24 protein-coding genes and 1 tRNA gene are annotated in these 21,032 nt (G+C 58.6%); 13 read left to right on the forward strand and 12 right to left on the reverse strand.

Going from position 1 to position 21,032, the window contains the following annotated elements:
- Window positions 1-6: 6 nt before the first annotated feature.
- The gene (locus tag IGNI_RS02675) at window positions 7-240 is read left to right on the forward strand and encodes a hypothetical protein (RefSeq protein ID WP_011998552.1); all 234 of its coding nucleotides are present in this window, start codon (window positions 7-9) and stop codon (window positions 238-240) included.
- Complete coding sequence (gene mtnA, locus IGNI_RS02680; RefSeq protein ID WP_011998553.1) at window positions 228-1,283, forward strand: S-methyl-5-thioribose-1-phosphate isomerase; 1,056 nt, start codon at window positions 228-230, stop codon at window positions 1,281-1,283. Before IGNI_RS02675 ends, mtnA begins: the two co-directional genes overlap by 13 nt.
- Here mtnA and IGNI_RS02685 read toward each other — a convergent pair.
- The 4 genes from IGNI_RS02685 to IGNI_RS02700 all read right to left on the reverse strand — a co-directional run bounded on the left by IGNI_RS02685 (window position 1,280) and on the right by IGNI_RS02700 (window position 3,789).
- Entirely contained in the window at window positions 1,280-1,735 is a 456-nt protein-coding gene (locus IGNI_RS02685; RefSeq protein WP_011998554.1) for a hypothetical protein, read from the reverse strand. The genes mtnA and IGNI_RS02685 overlap by 4 nt on opposite strands.
- 59 nt (window positions 1,736-1,794) lie before the next feature.
- Complete coding sequence (locus tag IGNI_RS02690) at window positions 1,795-2,952, reverse strand: M20 family metallopeptidase (RefSeq protein WP_011998555.1); 1,158 nt, start codon at window positions 2,950-2,952, stop codon at window positions 1,795-1,797.
- 34 nt (window positions 2,953-2,986) lie between these two features.
- Window positions 2,987-3,229 (reverse strand): hypothetical protein, encoded by a 243-nt coding sequence (locus IGNI_RS02695; RefSeq protein WP_052569983.1) that lies wholly within the window; start codon window positions 3,227-3,229, stop codon window positions 2,987-2,989.
- Window positions 3,230-3,291: 62 nt separating this feature from the next.
- Complete coding sequence (locus IGNI_RS02700) at window positions 3,292-3,789, reverse strand: DUF429 domain-containing protein (RefSeq protein ID WP_011998557.1); 498 nt, start codon at window positions 3,787-3,789, stop codon at window positions 3,292-3,294.
- A 37-nt stretch (window positions 3,790-3,826) separates the two neighbouring features.
- Between IGNI_RS02700 and IGNI_RS02705 the strand changes: the two genes are divergently transcribed.
- Entirely contained in the window at window positions 3,827-4,306 is a 480-nt protein-coding gene (locus IGNI_RS02705) for a hypothetical protein (protein ID WP_011998558.1), read from the forward strand.
- A 125-nt stretch (window positions 4,307-4,431) separates the two neighbouring features.
- Here IGNI_RS02705 and IGNI_RS02710 read toward each other — a convergent pair.
- Window positions 4,432-4,508: transfer RNA gene (locus IGNI_RS02710), tRNA-Lys, on the reverse strand.
- A 58-nt stretch (window positions 4,509-4,566) separates the two neighbouring features.
- On the opposite strand from IGNI_RS02710, the gene IGNI_RS02715 reads away from it, so the two are divergent.
- From IGNI_RS02715 to IGNI_RS02725, 3 genes are read left to right on the forward strand one after another with little or no spacing between them, the layout of a single operon-like run.
- Complete coding sequence (locus IGNI_RS02715) at window positions 4,567-5,355, forward strand: metallophosphoesterase family protein (RefSeq protein WP_011998559.1); 789 nt, start codon at window positions 4,567-4,569, stop codon at window positions 5,353-5,355.
- A 30-nt stretch (window positions 5,356-5,385) separates the two neighbouring features.
- The gene (locus IGNI_RS02720) at window positions 5,386-6,387 is read left to right on the forward strand and encodes an RNA ligase (RefSeq protein ID WP_011998560.1); all 1,002 of its coding nucleotides are present in this window, start codon (window positions 5,386-5,388) and stop codon (window positions 6,385-6,387) included.
- Entirely contained in the window at window positions 6,384-6,764 is a 381-nt protein-coding gene (locus IGNI_RS02725) for a hypothetical protein (protein WP_011998561.1), read from the forward strand. The genes IGNI_RS02720 and IGNI_RS02725 overlap by 4 nt, the downstream gene beginning before the upstream one ends.
- Here the strand turns inward: IGNI_RS02725 and nrfD are convergent.
- Genes nrfD through IGNI_RS02740 form a run of 3 tightly spaced genes read right to left on the reverse strand, consistent with a single transcriptional unit; the run spans window position 6,733 to window position 9,957 of the window.
- Window positions 6,733-8,163: an NrfD/PsrC family molybdoenzyme membrane anchor subunit gene (nrfD, locus tag IGNI_RS02730; protein WP_011998562.1), complete on the reverse strand. Its 1,431-nt coding sequence runs from the start codon at window positions 8,161-8,163 to the stop codon at window positions 6,733-6,735. The two genes, IGNI_RS02725 and nrfD, sit on opposite strands and share 32 nt — an antisense overlap.
- 25 nt (window positions 8,164-8,188) lie before the next feature.
- Complete coding sequence (locus IGNI_RS02735; RefSeq protein WP_148202220.1) at window positions 8,189-9,313, reverse strand: 4Fe-4S dicluster domain-containing protein; 1,125 nt, start codon at window positions 9,311-9,313, stop codon at window positions 8,189-8,191.
- A gap of 23 nt (window positions 9,314-9,336) precedes the next feature.
- On the reverse strand, window positions 9,337-9,957 hold the full coding sequence (locus IGNI_RS02740) for a hypothetical protein (RefSeq protein WP_148202221.1): 621 nt from the start codon (window positions 9,955-9,957) through the stop codon (window positions 9,337-9,339).
- Between the two features lie 112 nt (window positions 9,958-10,069).
- Here IGNI_RS02740 and aroC point away from each other — a divergent pair, with 112 nt between their 5' ends.
- On the forward strand, window positions 10,070-11,212 hold the full coding sequence (aroC, locus tag IGNI_RS02745; protein ID WP_011998565.1) for a chorismate synthase: 1,143 nt from the start codon (window positions 10,070-10,072) through the stop codon (window positions 11,210-11,212).
- On the opposite strand, the gene rtcA is transcribed toward aroC, so the two are convergent.
- Together rtcA and IGNI_RS02755 are read right to left on the reverse strand one after the other, a co-directional pair.
- Window positions 11,209-12,270, reverse strand: a complete 1,062-nt coding sequence (gene rtcA / locus IGNI_RS02750) for an RNA 3'-terminal phosphate cyclase (RefSeq protein WP_011998566.1) — start codon at window positions 12,268-12,270, stop codon at window positions 11,209-11,211. The two genes, aroC and rtcA, sit on opposite strands and share 4 nt — an antisense overlap.
- A gap of 29 nt (window positions 12,271-12,299) precedes the next feature.
- A complete protein-coding gene (locus IGNI_RS02755) occupies window positions 12,300-13,163 on the reverse strand; it encodes an SDH family Clp fold serine proteinase (RefSeq protein WP_011998567.1) in 864 nt (287 codons plus the stop codon).
- A 56-nt stretch (window positions 13,164-13,219) separates the two neighbouring features.
- On the opposite strand from IGNI_RS02755, the gene IGNI_RS02760 reads away from it, so the two are divergent.
- The 6 genes from IGNI_RS02760 to IGNI_RS02785 are packed head-to-tail and all read left to right on the forward strand — an operon-like array spanning window position 13,220 to window position 18,419.
- On the forward strand, window positions 13,220-13,399 hold the full coding sequence (locus IGNI_RS02760; protein WP_052569987.1) for a hypothetical protein: 180 nt from the start codon (window positions 13,220-13,222) through the stop codon (window positions 13,397-13,399).
- A gap of 5 nt (window positions 13,400-13,404) precedes the next feature.
- On the forward strand, window positions 13,405-14,814 hold the full coding sequence (locus IGNI_RS02765; RefSeq protein WP_011998568.1) for a S8 family peptidase: 1,410 nt from the start codon (window positions 13,405-13,407) through the stop codon (window positions 14,812-14,814).
- A gap of 30 nt (window positions 14,815-14,844) precedes the next feature.
- Window positions 14,845-16,917: a hypothetical protein gene (locus IGNI_RS02770; RefSeq protein ID WP_011998569.1), complete on the forward strand. Its 2,073-nt coding sequence runs from the start codon at window positions 14,845-14,847 to the stop codon at window positions 16,915-16,917.
- Window positions 16,905-17,672: an NAD(+)/NADH kinase gene (locus IGNI_RS02775; protein WP_011998570.1), complete on the forward strand. Its 768-nt coding sequence runs from the start codon at window positions 16,905-16,907 to the stop codon at window positions 17,670-17,672. Before IGNI_RS02770 ends, IGNI_RS02775 begins: the two co-directional genes overlap by 13 nt.
- Window positions 17,673-17,682: 10 nt before the next feature.
- Window positions 17,683-18,030 (forward strand): sirohydrochlorin chelatase, encoded by a 348-nt coding sequence (locus IGNI_RS02780; protein WP_011998571.1) that lies wholly within the window; start codon window positions 17,683-17,685, stop codon window positions 18,028-18,030.
- The gene (locus tag IGNI_RS02785; RefSeq protein ID WP_011998572.1) at window positions 18,027-18,419 is read left to right on the forward strand and encodes a DUF371 domain-containing protein; all 393 of its coding nucleotides are present in this window, start codon (window positions 18,027-18,029) and stop codon (window positions 18,417-18,419) included. The genes IGNI_RS02780 and IGNI_RS02785 overlap by 4 nt, the downstream gene beginning before the upstream one ends.
- Here IGNI_RS02785 and IGNI_RS02790 read toward each other — a convergent pair.
- Together IGNI_RS02790 and IGNI_RS02795 are read right to left on the reverse strand one after the other, a co-directional pair.
- Window positions 18,402-20,096: an ArsB/NhaD family transporter gene (locus IGNI_RS02790; RefSeq protein WP_011998573.1), complete on the reverse strand. Its 1,695-nt coding sequence runs from the start codon at window positions 20,094-20,096 to the stop codon at window positions 18,402-18,404. The two genes, IGNI_RS02785 and IGNI_RS02790, sit on opposite strands and share 18 nt — an antisense overlap.
- Window positions 20,097-20,209: 113 nt before the next feature.
- Window positions 20,210-21,013 carry a shikimate kinase gene (locus IGNI_RS02795; protein WP_052570473.1) on the reverse strand — a complete coding sequence of 268 codons (804 nt, stop codon included), beginning with the start codon at window positions 21,011-21,013 and terminating at the stop codon, window positions 20,210-20,212.
- Between the last annotated feature and the right edge of the window lie 19 nt (window positions 21,014-21,032).

Here is a 21,032-nt window from a genome sequence, read left to right on the forward strand (position 1 = left end):
CTTAAGTTGGGAGCGTTGGAGTTGCTCAAGGAGCTCTGCGAGGACCCGTGCTACCGGGAGCTGGAGGAGTGCGAGTACTTGGAGGAGCTCGAGGCCGAGCCCCACCCCCACTTGGCCCGCAAGGCGGTCGTGGAGCTCTTGCACTCCGCGGCGGAGAGGGGCTGTGACCCCTCCCGCGCCCTAGGCCTCTTGATTAAGCTCTTCGAAGGGGGAGTGGGGGAAGGGCCTTGGAGGTCTTAAAGCCGGTCGACCTAGTGGGCGATAAGGTAGTGTGGCTGGACACGAGGTACATACCTTGGAAGGAGGTCTGGAAGGAGACTACCGATTACAAGGAGGTGGCCAGGGCCATAAAGGACATGGAGGTTAGGGGGGCCCCGGCGATAGGGGTAGCGGCTGCCTTCGGGATGGCGCTGGCGGCCTTGCACTACGAAGGGGAGGACGTGGAGGGCCTGTTGAGGCGTTTGAGGGAGGCTAAGGAAGTCCTCGCGAACACCAGGCCGACCGCGGTGAACTTGTTCTGGGCCCTAGAAAGGGTCATGAAGAGGGCCGAAGAGGCCACGAGGTCCGGCTCGGCGGAGGCGGTGAGAGAGGCCGTGGTCGAGGAGGCCAGAAAGATCCAACAAGAGGACATAGAGTCCAACGTGAAGATGGGCAAGATCGGGGCCAAGCTGATAGAGGACGGGGACGTGGTGCTGACCCACTGCAACACCGGGAGTTTAGCGACCGCGGGCTACGGGACCGCCTTGGGCGTGATAAGGGCCGCGTGGGAGGAGGGGAAGAGGATAGAAGTGATAGCCACCGAAACCAGGCCGCTGGACCAAGGGGCGAGGCTGACGGTGTGGGAGCTCAAGAGGGACGGAATCCCAGTGAAGCTCATAGCAGACACTATGGTAGGATACTTAATGAGCAAAGGTAAGGTAGACAAAGTGTTCTTGGGGGCCGACAGGATACTCCTCAGCGGCCACTTCGCCAACAAGATAGGCACGTACCAAATAGCGGTCTTGGCCAAACACCACGGGGTCCCCTTCTACGTGGTGGCCCCGACGTCCACAGTGGACCCCAAGATAACCTTAGACGAGCTCGTCATAGAAGAGAGGGACCCAGACGAAGTTAGGCGCTGCCCCTACCCCTTCGAGAAGGTGTACGTAACCGTGAGGGACGTAGAGGTTTACAACCCGGCCTTCGACGTCACCCCGCCGGAGCTGGTAACTGCCATAATAACGGAAAGGGGGATCGCTTACCCGCCGTTCTACGTGAGCTTGAAAAAGCTATTGGAAGGCTAACCGCACCTCTCGCCGACGACCGTAAGCTCGAAGGTTTTCTCGTGAACCATACCGTTCAGCGTGTAGGCCACCCTCACTACCGCTTGGTGGGCCCCGGGGGCGGAGGGCGAGAAGTAGAGGTTGACCTCCAAGCTTTGTCCGGGCGCCAGCGTAGTCACCAGCGGCAAGGTGGCGGGCTTGCCGTCCACCACAGCAGCCACCGTGGCGTTGCTGACTTTCACGTCGATCGTTACTGTCGCCGGCGGGTTGGTGGCGGGGTTGAAGGCCCTTAACTTCAGCTTGGCGACGCTGTTCACACAAGCCTTTAACGTCGTGTTACCCTCGAGCTCCACGTTCAGTTTGGGAGCAACCGAAGGTGCGCCGAAGAACATGAAGTACGCTAATACCGCTAAGGCGAGCAAGGCTATTCCCGCCAAGCCGAGCAGCTCCGCTTGCCCCTTTCTCGAGACCATGCTCTCTCCGTTAAAGCGACCTCGGGTAAACCAATAAGCTTTGGTATCACCAAGTCGGATTATCTCCTTTTTAAGAGAAGGGGCAGTTGGGAGTACATCCTCGCGAACTCCAACACGTCGCTAATCCTTACCTTCTCGTTGGGCTTGTGAGCCTCCGATATCTCTCCCGGCCCCCACGCGACGGCGTCGTAACCCTTGTAGTACCTTAAGTCCAACCCCCCTTCACAGACCTTGGGAGGGTGCCCCCAAGCCTCCCTTATCACTTCGGCCACCTCGCTCCCCTCGTTTATGAAAGGCTCCATCATTTCCAAAGCCTTGGCCTCGGCGTATTCCGGCAAGAGGGAGTAAACTTCCTCGGCCACGCGCTCCGCGCTCTCCTCCGGTATCACCCTTATGTCCACGCTAAATACAAACGACCCCGGGATGACGTTGACTTTGTTCGAGGTGGAGTAGGCAACTCCTCCGACGCTCACAGTATTGAACTTGGCCAAGGGGTGCTCGGAGGTGTACTCGTACTTGCTGTACCTCTTGGAGAACCTCTCCACGAGCGCGTAGTAAAGGGCCGTTGCCACGTTAGAGGCCTTCAAGAAGGCGTTTTCCCCCATCCAAGGGGTGGAGGCGTGAGCTTGGGACCCCTTGACTTTGACCTCCAGCCAGACCGCGCCTTTGTGGCCTATCCACACGCTCTTGCTGCTAGGCTCCGCTATTACTACGTGCCTACCTATTGGGTACTTCTCCTTCAGTTTGCTCACCCTGTACCCGGTCCCGCACCTCCCCCCAACTTCCTCGTCCGGCACGAAGACCGCTTGCACCTTGTTACCCTTCCAGTTCGAGAGCTCCGCGAGGGAAGCAGCAACTGCCGCCACACCCCCCTTCATGTCCGTGGCCCCCCGTCCCACCAAGTACTCGCCCACCACCTTGGGCTCGAAGGGGTTCCCCTCCCACCCGTCGCCGGGAGGGACCACGTCGTAATGGCCGTTGAACTCGAGTAAGGGCTCCCCCTCGCCCACCCAAGCGAAGAGCAAGGGCTTGGGGCCTTGGGGGCAGTGGGAGCTCCTATACTCGTCGTCCACGTACTCAACCTTAGCGCTGACTCCCCTCTCCTCCAGCCAGCCCTTGAGGAAGTGGACCAAGTCCTCGTACTGCTTGCCTTCGGGGGAGACGGTGTCGAAGGAGATGAGTTGGGAGAGGAGGTCCAAGACCTCTTGGGGGGACAAAGAGAACACCTTGTGCGGGGGCGCCCGAAGGTTATTAATGCCTCAACAAACCTTTGCTCAACATCTCGTCGATCAAGGGCAATATTAAGCTCTCTACCTCTTCTCTCCTCATCCCGCTGAGGGCCACCGCTTGGGCTATCACCTCCTCCGGCGTGGAGCCCTCTAGGAAGCTCTGCCACACTAAGTAGGCCCCGTAACCCATCAAGAACTTCTTCCCGTTGGCCTCCACGACCACCCCGTCCCTCCTCCGCAATATTACCCTCCCGCTCGCTATCATTTTGTCCCCAGTTCTTCGCATTTTGAGAAGCTTAAAACGCTCTCCCTGCAGGATGCGTAATTTTAAAATATTACGGACTTTCCGAGAGCCGCCTCCACGGGTAAGGCCATCTCCCCGTCCGACGCCCTCACGTAGTAGCACTCCTTCCTCAGACACTTGTAGGCCGTCAACGCACAGAGCGCTGCGTCCAAGAGGTCCCCCTCGAAGGGGAGGCCCACGAGCTTCCTCAAGGGGGCCGGGAAAGTTTCTATTACCTTTATTCCCCTCCCAACTAGTTCTTCCCTCAACCTCTTGCCCTCCTCCGCCAAGGCCCTCATGCCCCTCCAGCCGGGTGGCAACACCTTGAGCCCCGCCTTGCGGGCGACCAAGTCCACCTCCCTCCAAGTCCCCTCTGGGACCTCTAAGGGCGCGTCCACCGCGACGAGCTCCGGCCGGAGGGCTCCGAGCGTCGGCGCGAGCGCCTCGTTGTCCAAGAACTTAGTCCAGAAGTTGGATCCGTCAAAGATAGCTAAGGCAGAGGGCCTCTTAACCGCCAAGTCCACGCCGGCCGCCAGAACCAATTAGCTTGCCCGGAGCCCCACGGGGGGTAAGGAGGAAATGAGCGTCCGTTCGGAGGCTCTGAAGCTAGTGGCAGACGCTTGTGAGGACTTCATACTAAACGTCCTCCCGGAGAGGGTGGACGAGGACAAGGCCTTCGAGCTGGCGAAGGCATTCTCTTCAGAGGCCTTGGCTGATAAAGTCTTGGAGGTGGTGGGCAACGTCCCTCCGGAGAAGCTCGTGAAGGCGTACTTCAACCTGTTCGAGATAATAGGAAAGGCTTACACGTACGAAATCAAGAGCACGAAGCCGTTGGTCGTAGAGATAAGGAACTGTCCCCAGAGGAGGAAGGTAAGGGGAAGGGGCTCTTGCGCGGCCTGTCTGGGCTTGGTGGCAGGGGTGCTGGAGAGGGCCTACGGGAGCGCCGCCGTTGAGGCCTTCGGCAAGAGGTGGGGCCCTCCCGACGCGGCGGTGGTGATAAAGAAGGAGGGGGAGCCCGGGAACTGCGTGTGGAGGATAGAAGAACGCAACCAGCGGTGACCGGCGGGGCTCGAGCTCTGAGATCCCGAGAGGAACTGGTTTTGAGAGGTAGCCCAAGCCCGCGAGGGCCAAGGGCACGAAGGTGGGAGCCCAGGGGCCCGCCCCGTCTGCGGGGCTTCCGCGTGTGGCGGGCCCGCCGGGATTTGAACCCGGGACCACCGGGTTAAAAGCCCGGCGCTCTTCCTGGCTGAGCTACGGGCCCGGGCGTGGGGCCCTAAAAGAGGTTTTAGAGTTTTCCGCGAGGGCCTCGGGGCGAAGGCTTGAGGATTCTCCACGTAAGCGACCTCCACGGCTCCGTGAAAGCGTTCGAGCTGACTAAGGAGCTATACTTCAAGCTCGGGGCGGACTTACTAGTGGTTTCCGGTGACTTGACGGGGAAGTGCGTTTCCAACGGCAAGGTAACCAAGTGCGTGTGGGGGAGGTTTAAGGACCCGCAGAGGATGGGCAGGGAACTGTTCTTGGCCTCCGGAGGTTACTTCGTAGAAGCTTCGGATACGGAGGTGGAGAGGAACGCCCCGGGACTCTTGGCGAGGGCGGCCGCGAGGAGGGTTAAGGAGTGGCTGGAAGGGCTAAAGGATTCGGGAGTGAAGTACTTCGTCATAGCGGGCAACGTGGACCACCCGTACATGGACGAGGTCTTGGAGGGTGACGAGGCCACGTTCTTCGGGCTCAAGTTCTGTGGGCTCTCATACGTGCCCTACACGCCCTTCGGGACCTACAGGGAGACGTCGGAGGAGAGGATAAGGGAGATGTTGCCAAAGGAGAGGTGCGATGTCTTAGTTTCCCACAGCCCCCCGAAGGGCTTCTTGGACTACAGCAACTACCGCGAGGGGGGCCACGTGGGCTCTGAGGCGGTGAGGGAATGGATCGAAAAGTATCAACCGACCTTAAGCTTACACGGCCACGTCCACGAGTCCCGGGGGACCGCCAGGCTGGGCAAGACGCTGGCAGTAAACCCCGGCTCTGAAGCGGAGCACGGCGCCTTGCTCTACGCGGTCATAGACTTGGACGGCGAGCCCGTCGCCTCCTTGGGAGAGGTGCGTTACTAAAATCCCTCTCCGGCCCCTCCCGGCCCAGCCATGGCGAACGCCCTACTGCTCGCGCTGAGGTCGCTCTGGCTGGGCGAGGAGCCCCCGTACGAGGAGGTCTTGGGGAGGGAGGGGGACGAGCGGGAAGTGAGGGAGCTGCTCTCTGGCTTGTGGGTAAAGTGCTACCCTCAAGGCGACAAGAGGCTGTGCGTCTACTCCTACAAGAGGCCTCCCAAGGATCCGGTGCCGCTCTTGCTGGACGCGCGGGGCACGGTGATAGAGTGGAGCAAGGACGGCCCGGAGCTGGTGGCCTACCCCTTTCACAAGTTCTTTAACTTGGGCGAGGCGGAGTTCCCGGAGAGGCCGCTCCTAGCGTACGAAAAGCTGGACGGCACCATGGTCTCCTTGTTCCTCTACGACGGGGAGGTCAGGGCCGCGACGAGGAAAAAGCTGGACGTGGATTCTCCCTTCGCCAAAAAGGCGTTGGAGCTCTTCGAGGGCGAGCTGGGGGACGAGACCAGGGTGTTCGAGCTGCTGGGCCCGGGGTCCGGGAGCCCCTGGGTCGGGGGCACCCAAGAGCTCTTGAGGGCCGGCGAGTGGTCCTTGGTCCCCTTGGCGTATAGGGACATGAAGACCTTGAAGTTGTATCCGTTGGAAGGTCCCACTAGGGTCGAGGTGGAAGACTTGGAAGACGCGAAGAGGAAGGCAGAAGGCTTCGGGGAGGGCTTGGTGTTGTGGTTCGAAGTGGGAAGCCAGAGGCCCTTGATGGCGAAGGTGAAGTCAGTTAAGTACAAGCGCTTGGTAGACCTCTTGAAGCTCGGGTGGGAAGGGCTGGCCAAGATAATACTGATGAACGCGTTGGACGACGCGGCCAGGATGTTGGACAATGAGGTATACTCCAAGGCAAAGGCTGTGGAGGGTATGCTGGACGAGATAGAGAGGGCCGTCTTGAGGGGGGAGTTCCCCCACGAGAGGGTTAGGGAGTGGCTCCCCATAGACCCCTCGAGGGCCCTAGAGGAGGCAGTGAGAGTTTGTCTGGAAGAAGGTTGTTGAAGACCTTGTTCGTCGTAACTTGTAAGCCCGGGAAGGAGTTGCGCGCTGCGGAGGAGGTTATGGACTTGTTGCTTTATTGCGACGAGGGGGCCTTGGCGGTTCCGACCGCTAAGGGGCTGGCATTGGGTACCACCTCCTTAGGACCCGAGGAGGCCGCTAAGTGCTTGGAAGGCAAGGTATCTGCATATATAAACTGGATATACTTTGGCGACGAGTTGTGCGAGAAGTGTAAGGCGTTGAAGAAACAATGCCTAGAGGAAGTGGAGGAGGGCTTTGAAGCCTTTTGCACGGGGAGGGCGATCGTGAAGATCAAAAAGGCTTTGAGGGCGAAAAGGGGAGTGTTGGTTAGTGTTCCTCTTCGCCGTAATGAGCGATAACAGCTCTTATGACCGGTCTCGCCAACAGCATGTAAACCATCATGCCCGCCGCGTGGGCCGCAACGGTCAAGGCCCACTCCATGGGGGTCGGGTAGTAGATCGCCAGCTTGCCCAGCACGTCCGGGGTGTAGCCCGGTATGACTATCGGCAGAGTCTTCTCACCTACCACCGCCAGTATTATCAAGGCGCTCAAGAAGACTACGCCCTTGCGCGTCTTCCTCAGCCTCGGCACGAATATGGTTAGTATTACGGCCAGCGAGCCGACGACTATCCAGAAGAAGTTCATTAGGGCCAAGTACTCCATGCCGGGGTAGCCCCAGCTGCAGCCGTTGAAGTTGGTGCCGCTGAAGAACACCGCGAAGTCCTTGAGTATCGGCTTCATTAGCGCGCAGAACGGCATGACGGCGAAGTTGAATATTCCTATCGCTTGGGCCCTCTTGTGGGGCTCAGTAGTGTACCAGAACAGCTCTTGGGCCTCCGACAAGGTGAAGTAGAGGCCGACGATCATGGCGGCGGTGGCCGCTATCAAAGTCTTTTCGTATACGTAGTTGGGAACCTTGAACTTCTTGTAGAACTTCTCGGCTATCACAGATACTATTAATAACATTGCCGGACCGGCCGCTAAGGCAGTCGCCACGTAGCGCGGGGCCAGCAGAGGGGCGTTCCATATAGGCCTCGCCGTCAGGGGCTGGCTTATGAATCCCGTTACCGTGTGTATACCTATGGCCAGCGGCGCCGCGATAAGCATGAATAGGTACATGAGCCACTTAGGCGGGGCGTACTTGGGCCCCCTGCGGTACCAGTGAACCGCTATCAGTATCCCTATCAAGTTGACCACGAGGTACCCATTGAGCACCGTGAAGTCGTAGTCGAATATCGACTGCGGGTTGGGGAACTGGAGCTGGGCTACTATTGGTAGCGCCAGCAGCTGTATGGTCCTTATGGGCCGGCCGACGTCAACCAGCACGAGTAGTAGCGCCACTATAAGCGCCGCGACCGCTTGGACCTCCGCTAAGGGGGCAAGCCTCATGAACCCTTTGTCCCTGAAGACGTACGCTGCAACTCCGAACAGCACTCCCGCAGCTGCTACTCCGACCCAGAAGACGAAGAACGAGATGTAGAGGCCCCACGCGACCCAGTCGTCCAACGCGGTGTAGACCATGCCTCCCCTATGCTCGCTAATGCCGAGCTGTTCCAACAGCTTGGGGTCCATGCCTAGGTGGTAGACCAGCTGGGTGTATATCGCTGGGCCCGCTTGTACGCCGGCCCAGAGACCCAAGCCGAAGGCGGTCAGACCGGCCATGGCGAATATCCACGTCCAGCCCCTCCAGTCGCCCTTGAACATGTGCTTTATTATGTACCATATGGTCACAAGAAACTCTACCACTGGGTTGCTCACTGCCCCTCACCTCCTCCGTCGCTCCTCAGTCGTGACCCCTCTCCTCTGCTTTTTCTCTACTTCCGTGGTGAGTCCCTTCGCCGTGCTTCGGGGTGCCCAGCCAGTTGCCGGACTTGGGGTTCTCGGAGTCCAGCGGAGGGGTCCTAGCGGGGCCGAAGTAGTAGAAGAACCTCGGCTTAGTGCCGGCGTAGGGCTTGAGGACGAACACCCCGTACTCCTTTATTATTCTCTGTATGGGCCCTTCCTCGTCGTGGAGGTTGCCGAAGGCCCTCGAGCCCACCGGACATATCTCCACACAAGCCGTGGTCCCCCCGTCCCTGGTCCTCTGTATACACCAAGTACACTTCTCTACGGTATGCACCTCCCTGGGGACGTTCCCGAACACGTGCATGTTGGGGTTGAGCGTCAGCGCGTCCACGGTGACTGGCTTCCAGTTCATGTGCCTAGCTCCGTAAGGACAAGCGGTTATGCAGTACCTACAGCCTATGCACCGGTAGCTGTCCACGACGACTATCCCGTCGGCCTCTTGCCAAGTGGCCCTAACCGGACAAACCATAGTGCACGGCGGGTACTCGCACTGGTTGCACGCGACCGGTATGTAGACCCTATCCTTGTAAGGGGCCTCCTTGTAGTCTAGGTCTACTCCGAGCAGCTCGAGCTCCTCCCTGTTCACGTTGACTACCTTTATCCACTCTATGCCTTGGGTGCGGTCCACGTTGTTCTCTTGTACACAAGCGTAGGCGCACCTCCTACAGCCTATACACTTGTTCAAGTCCAGTGCCATGGCCCAGCGGACTCCCTTCTTAGCCAAGGTCCACTTTACCTTGATCTCCTCGCAGTGCTTCCTCGCCAGCCTACACTCCGGGCTGTTCTCGCCCAGCCTCTGGCATATGGAGTTGGCGCTCTCCATGCACTTCTTCTTAGCCATCTCCTCCTTCTTCTTCGCTAGCTCTTTGATCTCTTCTGGGGTCTTATAGGGGCTGTACTCGCTTATTACGTACTCCCCCTCCTCGTACACGTAGCCCAGCAGCTCTTCGTCGCTGAGCTTGTGTAGGACCTTACCTACTTCGTCTCTGCTGACGGTCATCAAGCCTACCGCGCCGGCCGCGGCTATCCCCTTGAGCAAATTCCTACGGGTCTGGTTAGCCATGGTCCCACCACCCCCACTTCGCGTTACTTCTTAACATATGCTATAATGGAAAGAAACGCGGCTACGCCCATCAAGAAGAAGAGCGAATTGAGGACCGCGTCTTGTGGGTAGGGCTCAGGCCTGTCGCTTGGAGGGGGCATTATGTTGGAGGGAGGCTTAATGGGGTCGTGGGGGTCGTGGCAGAACACACAAGACTTCCCCGGCACGGTCTTCAAGTTGGTGTACTTAGGGCACTCGTGGTACCAGTACGGGGAGCCCTTGTAACCGTAGACGAAGTGGGAGGAGCCTCCCTCACATACGAAGGTGCTGTTGGCGTGGGCCCCGACCAAGTAGTCCGCGTAGACCCTCGGGTGGCACTGTGCACACAAGGTGTCGTACTGGTGCATCTGCTCCGGGGAGGCGAGCTCCTTGGGTACTACAGTAGCCCCGTTGACGAGCTTAATGGGGTCTTGGGGGTCGTGGCAGTTGGAACAGTAGAGGCCAGAGTGGGCGCCGTGCAACAAGTTGATCTTGTGGAACTCCACCGCCTTAACGTTGCCGTCCAGCTTCAGCCAAGGCGTGTGGCAGTAGGTACACGGGTAGGCCGGAGTGTAAGCTAAGGCTACGGCGGCGAGTAACGGTAGGAAAGCGGCGAGCCTCTTCATGACCTCACTACCCAACCTTTGGGGCGCCATTCTCCCTTTTTATTGAAACTTGGCCGGACCGGCCGCAAAGCGGTTTTCCCCTCGTCCCCTCCTCAAAAGGGGACCACATGCTTTGGGCGGAAACACAATAGGTAAGATGTTCAGCGTAACTACTTGGGGGGAGAGCCACGGCAAGGCGATAGGCGCGGTGATAGACGGCTGCCCGGCCGGCTTGCCCCTCAGCGAGGAGGACCTCTTGGTCGAGCTCTCGCTCCGCAGGCCGGGGAGGAGGTTCACCACCCCGAGGAGGGAGCCGGACGTCCCAGAGATACTGAGCGGGGTGTTCAACGGAAAGACCACCGGCATGCCTATTTCAATAATAATAAGAAATAGGGACGTTATCTCGAGCTACTACGAGAAGATCAAGGAAACTCCCAGGCCAGGTCACGCGGACTTAGCGTACATAAAGAAGTACGGCTACGAGCACTGGGACTACAGGGGAGGCGGGAGGGCCTCTGGGAGGGAGACCGCTGCTAGAGTGGCGGCGGGGGCGGTGGCCAAGAAGCTGCTCGGCTGCTTAGGAGTGGTGGTCTCCGGCTACGTGGTGGAGCTGGGCGGGGTAGAGTTCCCGTCAGCCGAGGACGCGGAGGAGTCCTTGAGGTCCCGCCTCTCGCCCTTCCGGGTCTTGTGTTGTGAGGAGAAGGCCGAGGAGGTCTTGAAAGAGGCGCTCGAGAGGAGGGACAGCGTGGGCGGGGTGGTGGAAGCGGTCGCGTGGAACGCGCCGGCGGGCTTGGGCGAGCCGGTGTTCGACAAGCTCAAGGCGGACCTCGCGAAGGCCATGATGAGCATACCCGCCAGCGTGGGCTTCGAGGTAGGTTGGGGCTTCAAGCTGGCCCGGCTCAGGGGGAGCGAGGCGAGGGACAAGATAGTGAGCTCGGCCGGCGAGGCGACTGTGGAGGGGGACAAGGCCGGCGGAATGCTGGGCGGAATAAGCGTCGGGGCGCCGATAAGGATTAGGGTCGCGTTCAAGCCCACGAGCTCCATAATGATCCCGGAAAAGACGGTGAACATACACACGCTGGAGGAGACTGAGGTGGAGGTGCCCGGGAGGCACGACCCGGCCATAGTTCTGAGGGCCGTTTCGGTGGTCGAGTCGATGTTCGCCATAGTCTTGGTGGATCACGCGATCAGGGCCGGCCTCTTGAACCCGGTGAGGGTCGAGTGGGGCCCCCACTGCCAGAGGGTCTGGGAGCTCTACGCGGATAGGGTGCCCTAGCGCTGCCAACACACGCCCTTTACCCTCATAACGAATGGCTTGTTCAGCTCACCCGATATTTCCACCTCGAGCTCCGGGAGGAACTTCTTAACCACGTGCACGTGGGTCCAAGCGTGCATGGTAAGGGCCGCGCCTCCCACCTCGGTCCTTCCGCAAGCTAAGGAGACGTAAGGAACTATCATGTCGCTCATGTGCCTGTCCAAAGCCTTGCCCGTGCTCAAGTCCTCCAAGAGCTTCCGCGCCGCCTCCTCGCCCACCCTCTCGGCCCTCTTCCCCCTAGCTCCCAACGAGTCCGCGCCCAACAAGCTCCTCTCCGTTATGGCCCAAAGCACTATCCCGCTCCCGGGCCCCAAGTGGGGGTCCCTCTCCGGAGGGTACCACTCCAAGTCGATGTCTACGTTCTTTAGGCCGCTCTTCTTGAGGACCTCTTCGGCGGCCTTCGCTTGCCTCTCCGCGACGTGCTTAGGGAGCTTGACGCAGTGAGAGAGCCCGCGGACCTTCAGCACCTCGCCCCGCTCCACCTCCCCCCACTGGGTCAGTGAGTCCACAGGGCGGGAGGCGAACTCGACCTCTCCCCCTCCCTTGGGGTAGTGGCCTCGCCGCTTGAGGACCAACTCCGTCTTGGCGCCGAACCTCTCCAGGAGGGGATAGAAGACGAACCTCAAGTAGTCCACCGGAGGGCTCATCGGCACGTCCGTACCCCCTCTCAGCTGAACCCTGACCTCTCCGGGGGCGAAGAGAGCCGCGGGAGTTACTGCTTGCAAGACCAAGCTGACGCTGCCCGCGGTGCCTATGTCGAACCTAAACGTCCCGGCCTTCAAAGTCTTCGGTATGAACACTATTTCGGTGGAGCCCAGCTCCAAGCCGCGGACCTCCGCGTCGGTCATCTCGGCCAAGGCCTTGACGGCCACCATGTGTTGCCTCCTCAAGCCCGGGTTCTTCCTCTTAGCCCTGATGTTGAATATTCTAACCGGTTTCAAAGTCACGGCAGAGAGTGCCACGGAGGTCCTAAGTATTTGGCCACCTCCCTCGCCGAAGGAGCCGTCTATCTCGATCATGTCGTCGCTCCTAAAAAGTCGTGTGAGGGTTAGGCTTTATCGCCGAGCCCCCTCTTTTGGGGGACCGCCGGGACGGGCAAGTATTCCACGCCCGGCCTCTGGGGCTGGGCTTGCGGGTAGAGCTCCATGAGGGCCCAGACCTCCTCGGGCACCTCCTTCTTCACCGGTAACCCTAGCTTCACCAAGTCCTCGTAGAACAAGGGGTGGTCGTGGGTGTACTTGCCGGTTACCAGCTCCTCCGCTATCTCCCTCGCCTTCTCCTCGCCGACCTTGTCCTTGAGTATGTATGTTACGAACTCTAACATCTCGTTCAGCGCTTTCTTGGCAACGTCCGCGTGAACCAAGAAGTATTCATTAGCTTCCTTGCCCTTCTCCTCAGCTACCTTGACCACGCTCGGCGAGGGCACGTGCATCGGGCCGGCCGGGGTGGCCACCGGCACTTGGGGGTCCAGCGGTCCTAAGGCGGCCGCGGGGCCCATCCATATCTCGTCGGCCGCTAAGGCTATCAGCGTACCACCGCTCATGGCGTAGTGTGGCACCACTGCGACCTTCTTGGCGGGGTGGTCGTGGAGCGCCTTAGCTATCTGGGATGCTGCCAGCACCATTCCGCCTGGCGTGTGGAGTATCATCATTATGGGTACGTCCTTGGGAGTGTTGTGGATAGCCCTGATGACCGCTTCGCTGTCCTCAACGTCTATGAAGCGGTAGAACGGTATGCCGAAGAAGCCCACCCTCTCTTGGCGGTGTATCAACGTGATGATACGGTAGCCGTACTTCTCTTCTATCCTCCTCAGAACGTTCATTCTAGCGTTCTTTATACGCTGGTATTCCAGAACTGGCTCTGTTATCATCGTCAACAAGAGTAGCCAAAACAACAGACCTATAATGTCCATGGTTTGAAGCCCTAAGAGAAAAACTCCTCGGAGGCTTTTGAAGCTGGGCGCGGGCTTTGGGGTGCGTGAAATTTAGGCACTTGGTCTTCGCGCTTTCAGTGTACTTGTTCTTGTCGACTCTCTTCAACTATACCTTGTTGGGGGCCTACTACGCCCTCACGAACTTCATCTTGGGGGCCTTCTTCTTGGTGACCTTCTCCATTTCTCTGTTCATTGTGGAGGAGTTGGGGTGGTGAGGGGTTTGCGAGCCTTAATAATATTATTACTCGTCGTCTCGTCAATGCTCGCGGACTCCGGGGACTGCGCCTTCGGGTGGTGGAAGGACCTCTTGCGGGCCCCTGACGCCCACTCGGAAGGGGTCACCGGAAAGGGCGTGGTGGCCTTAGTTATAGACACCGGAGTCGACGCCGAGGTAATTAAATCTGTATTCAATAGGACTGTTGACCGGTACTTCAACGCGGCCTACGAGGCTCACAAGGACGAGTGCTTTAAGTACGTAGACTACAAGAACGTCACCATGTGCGTGTACGGCTTGACGGAGGTAGGGGGGAGGAGCGCTTACTTGGCCGCCCCCGTGAACGAAACCACCGACTTGGCCGGCCACGGGACCGCCGTCGCGGCCGCCCTGCTGTCGGTGGCCCCCGACGTAGACTTGCACGTTGCTAAGGTGGCTTGCTACGTCCTACTCCTCGACGAGAACGGCTCCGTGACTTACGCAATCCCATTCATAGACCCAGAAGCCTTGAAGCTCGCATTGGAAAGGGCAGTTAACGGGACGGACGTAGTGAACTTGAGCTTGGGCTCGGTAACTCCCGTCACCGGCCCCTTGCCGGACGTCCCGACCGCCTTAGCCCTCAGGGGGCTGTGGGACGTTATCTACTCTAAGAGCTCAGAAACAGCCTTCGTGGCGGCTGCGGGCAACGAGGGCCTCAAGGTCCCCTCCTTCCCCGCGCTCTCGGAGCACGTCATAGGCGTCTCGGCCTTAGCTTACAAGGACGGCGAGTTTGAGGTGGCGAGCTTCAGCGACGGGGGGCCCGGGGTAGACTTTTCCAGCGTAGGGGTCGGGCTCTACTTGCCGGTCCCCAAGTACTCTTACATAGCCGAAGCGGTGAAGGACCCGTGCGCCGAGGAGGTCGGAAGGGCCCTGTTCTTGAGGCTGGACGGAACCTCTTTCGCCGCCCCGCTGGTCTCGGGTACCGCCGCGCTGTGGATCCAGAGGACGGGGGTCAAAGGGACCTCTGAGGTGAGAGAGGTGTTAAAACAGAACTCATTGCACCCCTTCGGCCCCGGGTGGTCGCCCGAGGCCGGCTGGGGGGTGCCGGTGGCCGTGCCGGTGGAGGGCCAAGGGCTCTCCTTGCCCGGAATACCCTTCGCCGGCTTGCCCGCGTTGCTCCTAGCGAAGCGCAAGAGGGGAGCTACGCTCTTGACAATTATGATGATAAGTTCATCGGCCTTCGCCGTGGAGCCGGAGAAGCTGGGCGAGGCCTTCGCGATCTCTTCCCTAGCCACTTGGACCGCGTACTACGTCGCGAACGGCCTCGGCCCGGTCGCCTCGCTCTGGATGGCCACCTTCAACACTTTGATCGTTACTGCCTTGTTAGCAATATCTTGGAAGGTCGTGGAGCTCGTGTGCGCAACGATTAAGTGTTAGCCCGGAGGCCCCAGAGGCGGGCAAGCTAGGTTGAAGGCCCTAAAGAAGCTGGCAGAAAAGCTCGAGGACCCGAGATCGGTGGCGAAGGCCACATTCGCCATAGCTATAGCCCTCGCGTCAGTGTCTTCACTACTCATTATGCTAACCACCTCCATAAAGCCCATCAGAGTGGAGTGGAGTGGGGCAGTCCTCGTCTCCGGGTGCAGCTACGGCATCATGGCCACCCCCAGCCCCTACAACCGCCCCACAGTAGTGTTCTTCACCCCCCACAAGACCTCCTCTGCGTGGTTGATGTCCTTCAACGACGTGGTCAGCTACTTCAACGGCACTCCCATCTCCCACTTGGGCTACCCGAAGATCAGAGTTGCTAACGATTCCAAAATAATAATTGACTATACAAAGTTCAAGAAGGTGACATACGTTTACAAGGACACAGTGTACGTAGAGTTGCTGAACTTCACCGAAGGAGTCTTGGGCCTTTCGGTGCCCGCGCTCGAGGGCGTGGCGGAGGGCAACGGTTCAGTGAGGCTCTTGGGCGTTAAAGGCCCCTTCATGATGAAGTTCGATGTCGTTATGAAGTTTACGGGCTGTAAGCCGGAGGTGTTGCGCTCGACGCCGTTCAAGGACATCATGGGAAGCAAGTACTTGGTACAGGTGTCGCTTAGATGCAACGAAAGCTCGAAGCTAGAGGTAATCGCGGAAAACGTCGAAGACCCTCTGGTGGGAAAGTTGATTCTATTAATGATAAACTATTGGACCTACTCCTTACCTCTGATCGTAGTTTTGATAGGGGTGGTACTGTGGTACAAGTGGCTGTCTAAGAACTTGGAAGACTTCAAGGGGGTATTAGTCTTTATAAGCATCCTGATCTTGCTGTCCGGGCTCAGCGGCCACCACTGGGACTTATTAATGGCCTTGAAGTTCGGCGAGATGGTCGTCAGCGGGAAGGACCTATACCAGTGGACTTATAACAACACCCTCTTGATGAGGGATCGTCTCCCTAACCCTCAGATATTCTATCCGGGTTACGCGTACTTGCCCCAGCTGGCGCCCTTCTTCGTCCCCATCTACTTAGCCTACGAGTCTATCTTCGACAAGCCCTACTACTACCAATTGGTTCCGGGAACCGTTGATCTGGCCGAAGTCCGGGCGCTACTCTTCGGCGCTCTCACCTTTATCTATTACGTCCTAGTCCACGGGTATTTCATGCTGTTTTACTTGATTGGAGCATTCTTGATTTACAAGTTCTACGGTAAGGACAGATTCTTATTGAGCGTATACTCATTCCTTCCCATAGTAATCATAGTGGAGTGGGGGATGTTCGAGGCATTCTTAATTCCCTTCTTAGTGGCGTCGCTTATCTTGTTGAGGGAGGAAGGTAACGTTCACCAACTCCTCTCGGGCCTCGCTTGGGGGATGGTCTCCTCCAAGATTTACGCCGCGCTGGCCGCACCGGCCTTGATTCTCAATTCTAGGAGGAAGGTCCTTTGGCTGTTAGGCTTCATAATAGCGATTTCGCCCTCCCTGTACTTCTTACTGACCGAGCCAAAAACCTTCTTATCGTGTACCTTGCTCTTCCACACGAACAGGAACATGGGGGACGTTAACTATTACCCCAGCTTCATGGGGAACCCCGTCGACTTGTTGTGGTGGGGCAAGGTCGGCAGCGCGGCGGAGGTGGTGCTGACCCTCCTGACGTATTACTTGGTGTGGAAGCTCAGACCGTCTCCGGAGGTCGCTGCGGCAACAGTACTAGTCCCCTACTTGCTCTTCAACCGCCTGGTCTCACCGCAGCACTACTTGACTTTTGCGACTTTAGTGTTGCTCTCCGGGGACAAGAGGACTTACGGCCTCTTGAGCTTGTTAATATTGCTCCACGTGAACTTAGTGAGGCCCACCGCCTTCTACTTGGCCTACCACTGGCTGAGCGCTGAGGTCGCCTTGAGCTACTTCTCCTACGACCCTACCGGCGTGTTGAACCTAATAGTTACCAGCGTAACCCCCTCAGTGATATGGCCGTTCCTCTTCCCCACCTTGGCGGGGGTCCTAACGCTCTATTACTACAAGTCGTTGAGCCTTAGGGGTAGTAAGTGGAGGTCGTAGTCTCCTTCAAGCCCGACGAGAGGGCCAGGGAGTTGGCGGAGAGGGTAGCGAGGGGGCTGGAGGGAGCGGGGGTCAAGGTGAGGTGGTTCCCGGAGGCAGACCCTTGTGCGGCAGACGGCTTGGTGGTGGTCGGAGGCGACGGCACGCTGCTCTACACCCTCTCCAAGGCCCCTTGTGAGACTCCACCAGTGATGACCGTTAGGGCCGGGAGGAGGGCCTTCTTGCTGGACGTGGAGCCAAGGGAGGTGGAGGAGGCGGTCAGAAAGTTCGTAAGGGGGGAGTACCAGCTAGAAGAACACAAGAGGCTGGAGGTCGACGGACACTTCGCGCTCAACGAGTTCGCGGTCCTCAGCAAGTGGAGGAGGGTCACTAAGTTGAACGTCGAAGTGTCTGGATATTCTGTCTACGAGGGGCTGGAGGGAGACGGAATAATAGTTTCCACCACCTTGGGCTCCTCCGCCTACGCCCTGAGCGCGGGGGGACCCATAGTGGACCCGAGGGCGGAGGTCCTGCTGCTGGTGCCGGTCAACCCCATCCAGCTCGACGCGAGGGCAGTAGTCCTTCCCAAGGACTCTGAAATAAAGGTGAAAATTGTTTACAACACTAAAGAAGTAGTAACGCTGTTGGACGGTATAGTCGAGTTGACGGGGGAGGAGTTCGTAATTTCGCTCACGGGGCCTAAGGTTAGGTTCGCGCGGTTTAGGAGGGAGAACTTTTATAGAAGGCTTATAGAGCTTAGGTCGTTTAAGGCCTAGGCTAAGGGCTGTGGAAGCGTCTATAGTTTTGATAGCCCACGGCAGCAAGAACAAGAACTTCTATAGGATGGTAAACAACGTAGCAAGGATGCTAGAGGAGAAGGTCGGGAAGAAGGTCTACGTAGGCTACCTAATGGGAGAGCCCAGCGTGGAGGAGGCGGTCAAGGAGGCCCCGGGCGACCTAGTAGTTGTGGTACCGTTCTTCATATCTGAGAGCAGCCACGTGGTGCGGGACGTCCGGGAGAGGGTTATGAAGGTCTCGAACGGGAAGAAGGTAGTCTTCGCCAAGCCTTTGGGGGACCACCCCTTAGTGGTGGAGGTGCTTTACTCCCGCTATTTAGAGGCCTTGGGAGAATGATATACTCGTTCACGGCCAAGTTCCACGCGAACGTTCAAGCCCTCCACAAGGGCACGATAGAGGTCACTTGCGAGGAGCGCTTAACTCCCAGAGGGGACTGCGTGGTGCTCACCTCCTCCACCCACGACCCCTCGGAGCTGGCCCGGTCTTGTCCGGAGGGGAGGAGGGCGGCGTTCGTGGTGCTCACCCGCTTTGGCGGCTTCTGGGTGGAGGGGACTTGCGCGCCCGCCCAAGTGGGTTGTTCTTTCGTAATCAGGAAGAGCGAGACCAAGGCTCCTAGGACGTTGATGGTTAGGGCGGACAAGGGCGCAAGGGACTTGCCTAGGGACGTGATAAAGAGGGCTTCCCTCTGGGGGGCCAGGGCCTTGGCGTTATTGGTGGTATACTAGGGAGGCGTGGAACAGAAGGGAGGCCAGAGCTACCCCGAGCGTGAGGGCCACCACTACCACCCCTACCTTGAACCAGTCCCAGAACTTCACCGTCCTCCCGTGCCTCTCGAGTATGCCTAGGGCCACTATGTTGGCGGTACTCCCTATCAAAGTCATGTTGCCTCCCATGGTAGAGCCGTAGAGCAGCGCCCACCAGAGCACCTCGCCTCCTGGGAGGCCCACCTCTATCAAGGTCTTTACCACGGGGCTTAACGCAACTACCACCGGCATGTTGTCCAAGAAGGCAGACACCACCGCCGAAACGACCGCTATGGTTATGGCTAAGGTAACTGTGGACTCGAAGGTAAGCCCTCCCACCATCTGCACCAATGAGTAGGCCATCTTGTCGGTGACGCCCGTGTAGCTGAGCGCCGAAGCTATGGCGAACAAGAACATGAAGAAGAGTAAGGTCCACCACTCCACGCCCTTCTCTACCAACCTCCTCGGCTCCTCGTGGGTGAACATCAAGATCGCCGCCACCACGACCGGGCTGAAGACGAGCAAGGCGTCCGGGGGCACCTCCGCGTGGATGCTGACCTCCGACCCGACGCTCATGGCTGCGTACAAGTAAGCTAAGAACTGGTTCAAGGCCCCCGACAAGGGGGTGTGGAAGGCGATTAGGAGGAGCACGGCTATGAAGAAGGCCCAACCCCTCTTGAACCTCTTGAGCGCGGCCTCCACTTCTTCCGCCTCCTTACCCGTCAGCTTGCCGGACTTGTAGGCCTCGTAGAGCTCTGAGCTTATGCCCAAGGCGCTCCACTCATCCAAGCTTATCATGGACCCTTTCTCCCTCAGCTTCTTGAAGAGACCAGTCTTGGAGAGCCAGACTAAGGCTATTGGAAGGAGCGTGAGCAACGCTAAGAGGCTCCCGGGGGTGGCCCACTCCAAGAAGTCCTCGAAGCTCTTGCCGGACTGGAGGGCTATGTAAATGCCTATGGGGTTCCCTATCATGGTGGCCGAAGAGCCTATGTTGGTTGCCATAACCGAGTATATCACGAGTGGGATGGGGTTCAGCTCGAGCATGGAGGCTATGGATATAACTACCCTAGTTACGAACACTATGCTCGTCACTTCGTCCACTAAGGCCGCCATTATCCAGCTCAAGAACCCGAGTATCGCCACGAAGCGGAGCGGTTGGAACTTGCTGGCCTTCACCAGCTTGACGGTTATCCACCCCAAGACCCCGCTCTCGTTTAAGTACTCTACTATGATCATCATTGATATCAAGAACAGTATCAATCCCAGCTCCATGTGTTCCAGTATCATCTCGAAGGGGGCGGTCCCCAGGAACAACAAGAGCGCGACTCCGATCATCACGAAGCTGAGCCTCTTGTTCCAGAACATCAGCGTCCCGAGTATCGCGGCTACGAATGACGCCGTGGCCAGCGCCTCGCTGAAGGCAACCACGGTGGAGTTTAGGTCGACCTCACACTCCTCTAAGGCTTTGTGATAGTCGAACCCGTGCTCCCTTATTACGTTTATCCACTCGCAATGTTTCATCTTAAAGTTTACGAGTATTTTCTCGACGACGTCCTTCAGAGGGCCCTCGGGTTCTACCTTCAGCGTGCTGAAGGCGACGAAGGATATTACGAAGGTTGCCGTTACGGCTACTATCAAGATCAATAAGTTTCTGTTCAACTAGTACCCCGTAGGTCGCGTAAGGGGGCTCGTATTAAAGGGGCTTTTCGAGGAGCTCGGCTACCCCGGAGCGCTTGCCCTCACCCCTTCGGCGAGCACGACTCACCTCATCGCTAGGGCAAGTACGCGGGGGAGTTAACTACCTCCGCCACCACCGGGCGGCCGTGCTTGGAGAGGGCCTCGTAGACGTCCTCGACCTTGTCCCGGTCGGCAAGAGCCACGTAGGAGGGCCCGTTGCCGCTGACGGAGGCCGCGAGGGCGCCGGCCCTCAAGGCGTCCAGCACCGGCCCTTGAGGGTAGCCCAGAGCGCCGGCCACCAAGAAGCCGTTTAAAGTCATCGCGCCGTACAAATCACCTGCCTTCAACATCTCATAAACCTTCAAGAACTCCCTCTTGAGCAGCCTTAGCCTCTCGGCTACCTCCCCGTAGCTCAACCCCCTCCCTCCCCTTGGTAGTACTATCGCCCTCAAGCCCTCGAGAGGTCTCCTCTCCTCCACGACCATTTCCTTGTTGTCGGTAATTACCAACCCCCCTAACATGCTAGCCGCCGCGTCGTCGAAGGCCCCGGTAACGGTGACGCCGGCCCTCTTAGCCGCCTCGACGGAGAGCTTGAGGGCGTAGTAGGGAGAGGGCCTCATGCCGCAACGCTCGAAGAGGGCTAGCGTTGCGGCGTTGGCGACCGCTGAGGAAGACTTAAGGCCTCCCGCAGGGGGGACCTCGCTTTTAACCACGAAGGTTACCTCCCCGGGGTCACAGACTTGCTCTTTGAATACTTCGTAAACACTCCTTAACAGCTTGTTATCAATTCTCTTCCCTTCAACTACCTTAACCTCCACTTTCAGCGATATCGCGAAGGCAGCTCCTTTCCACGAGGCCACGGCGTTAAGCGCGCTCCCGCCGGCGTAGGCGAACGGCAACTCGCTCTCCAGCACATAT

It is taken from the genome of Ignicoccus hospitalis KIN4/I, from assembly GCF_000017945.1.
GTDB lineage: Archaea > Thermoproteota > Thermoprotei_A > Sulfolobales > Ignicoccaceae > Ignicoccus > Ignicoccus hospitalis.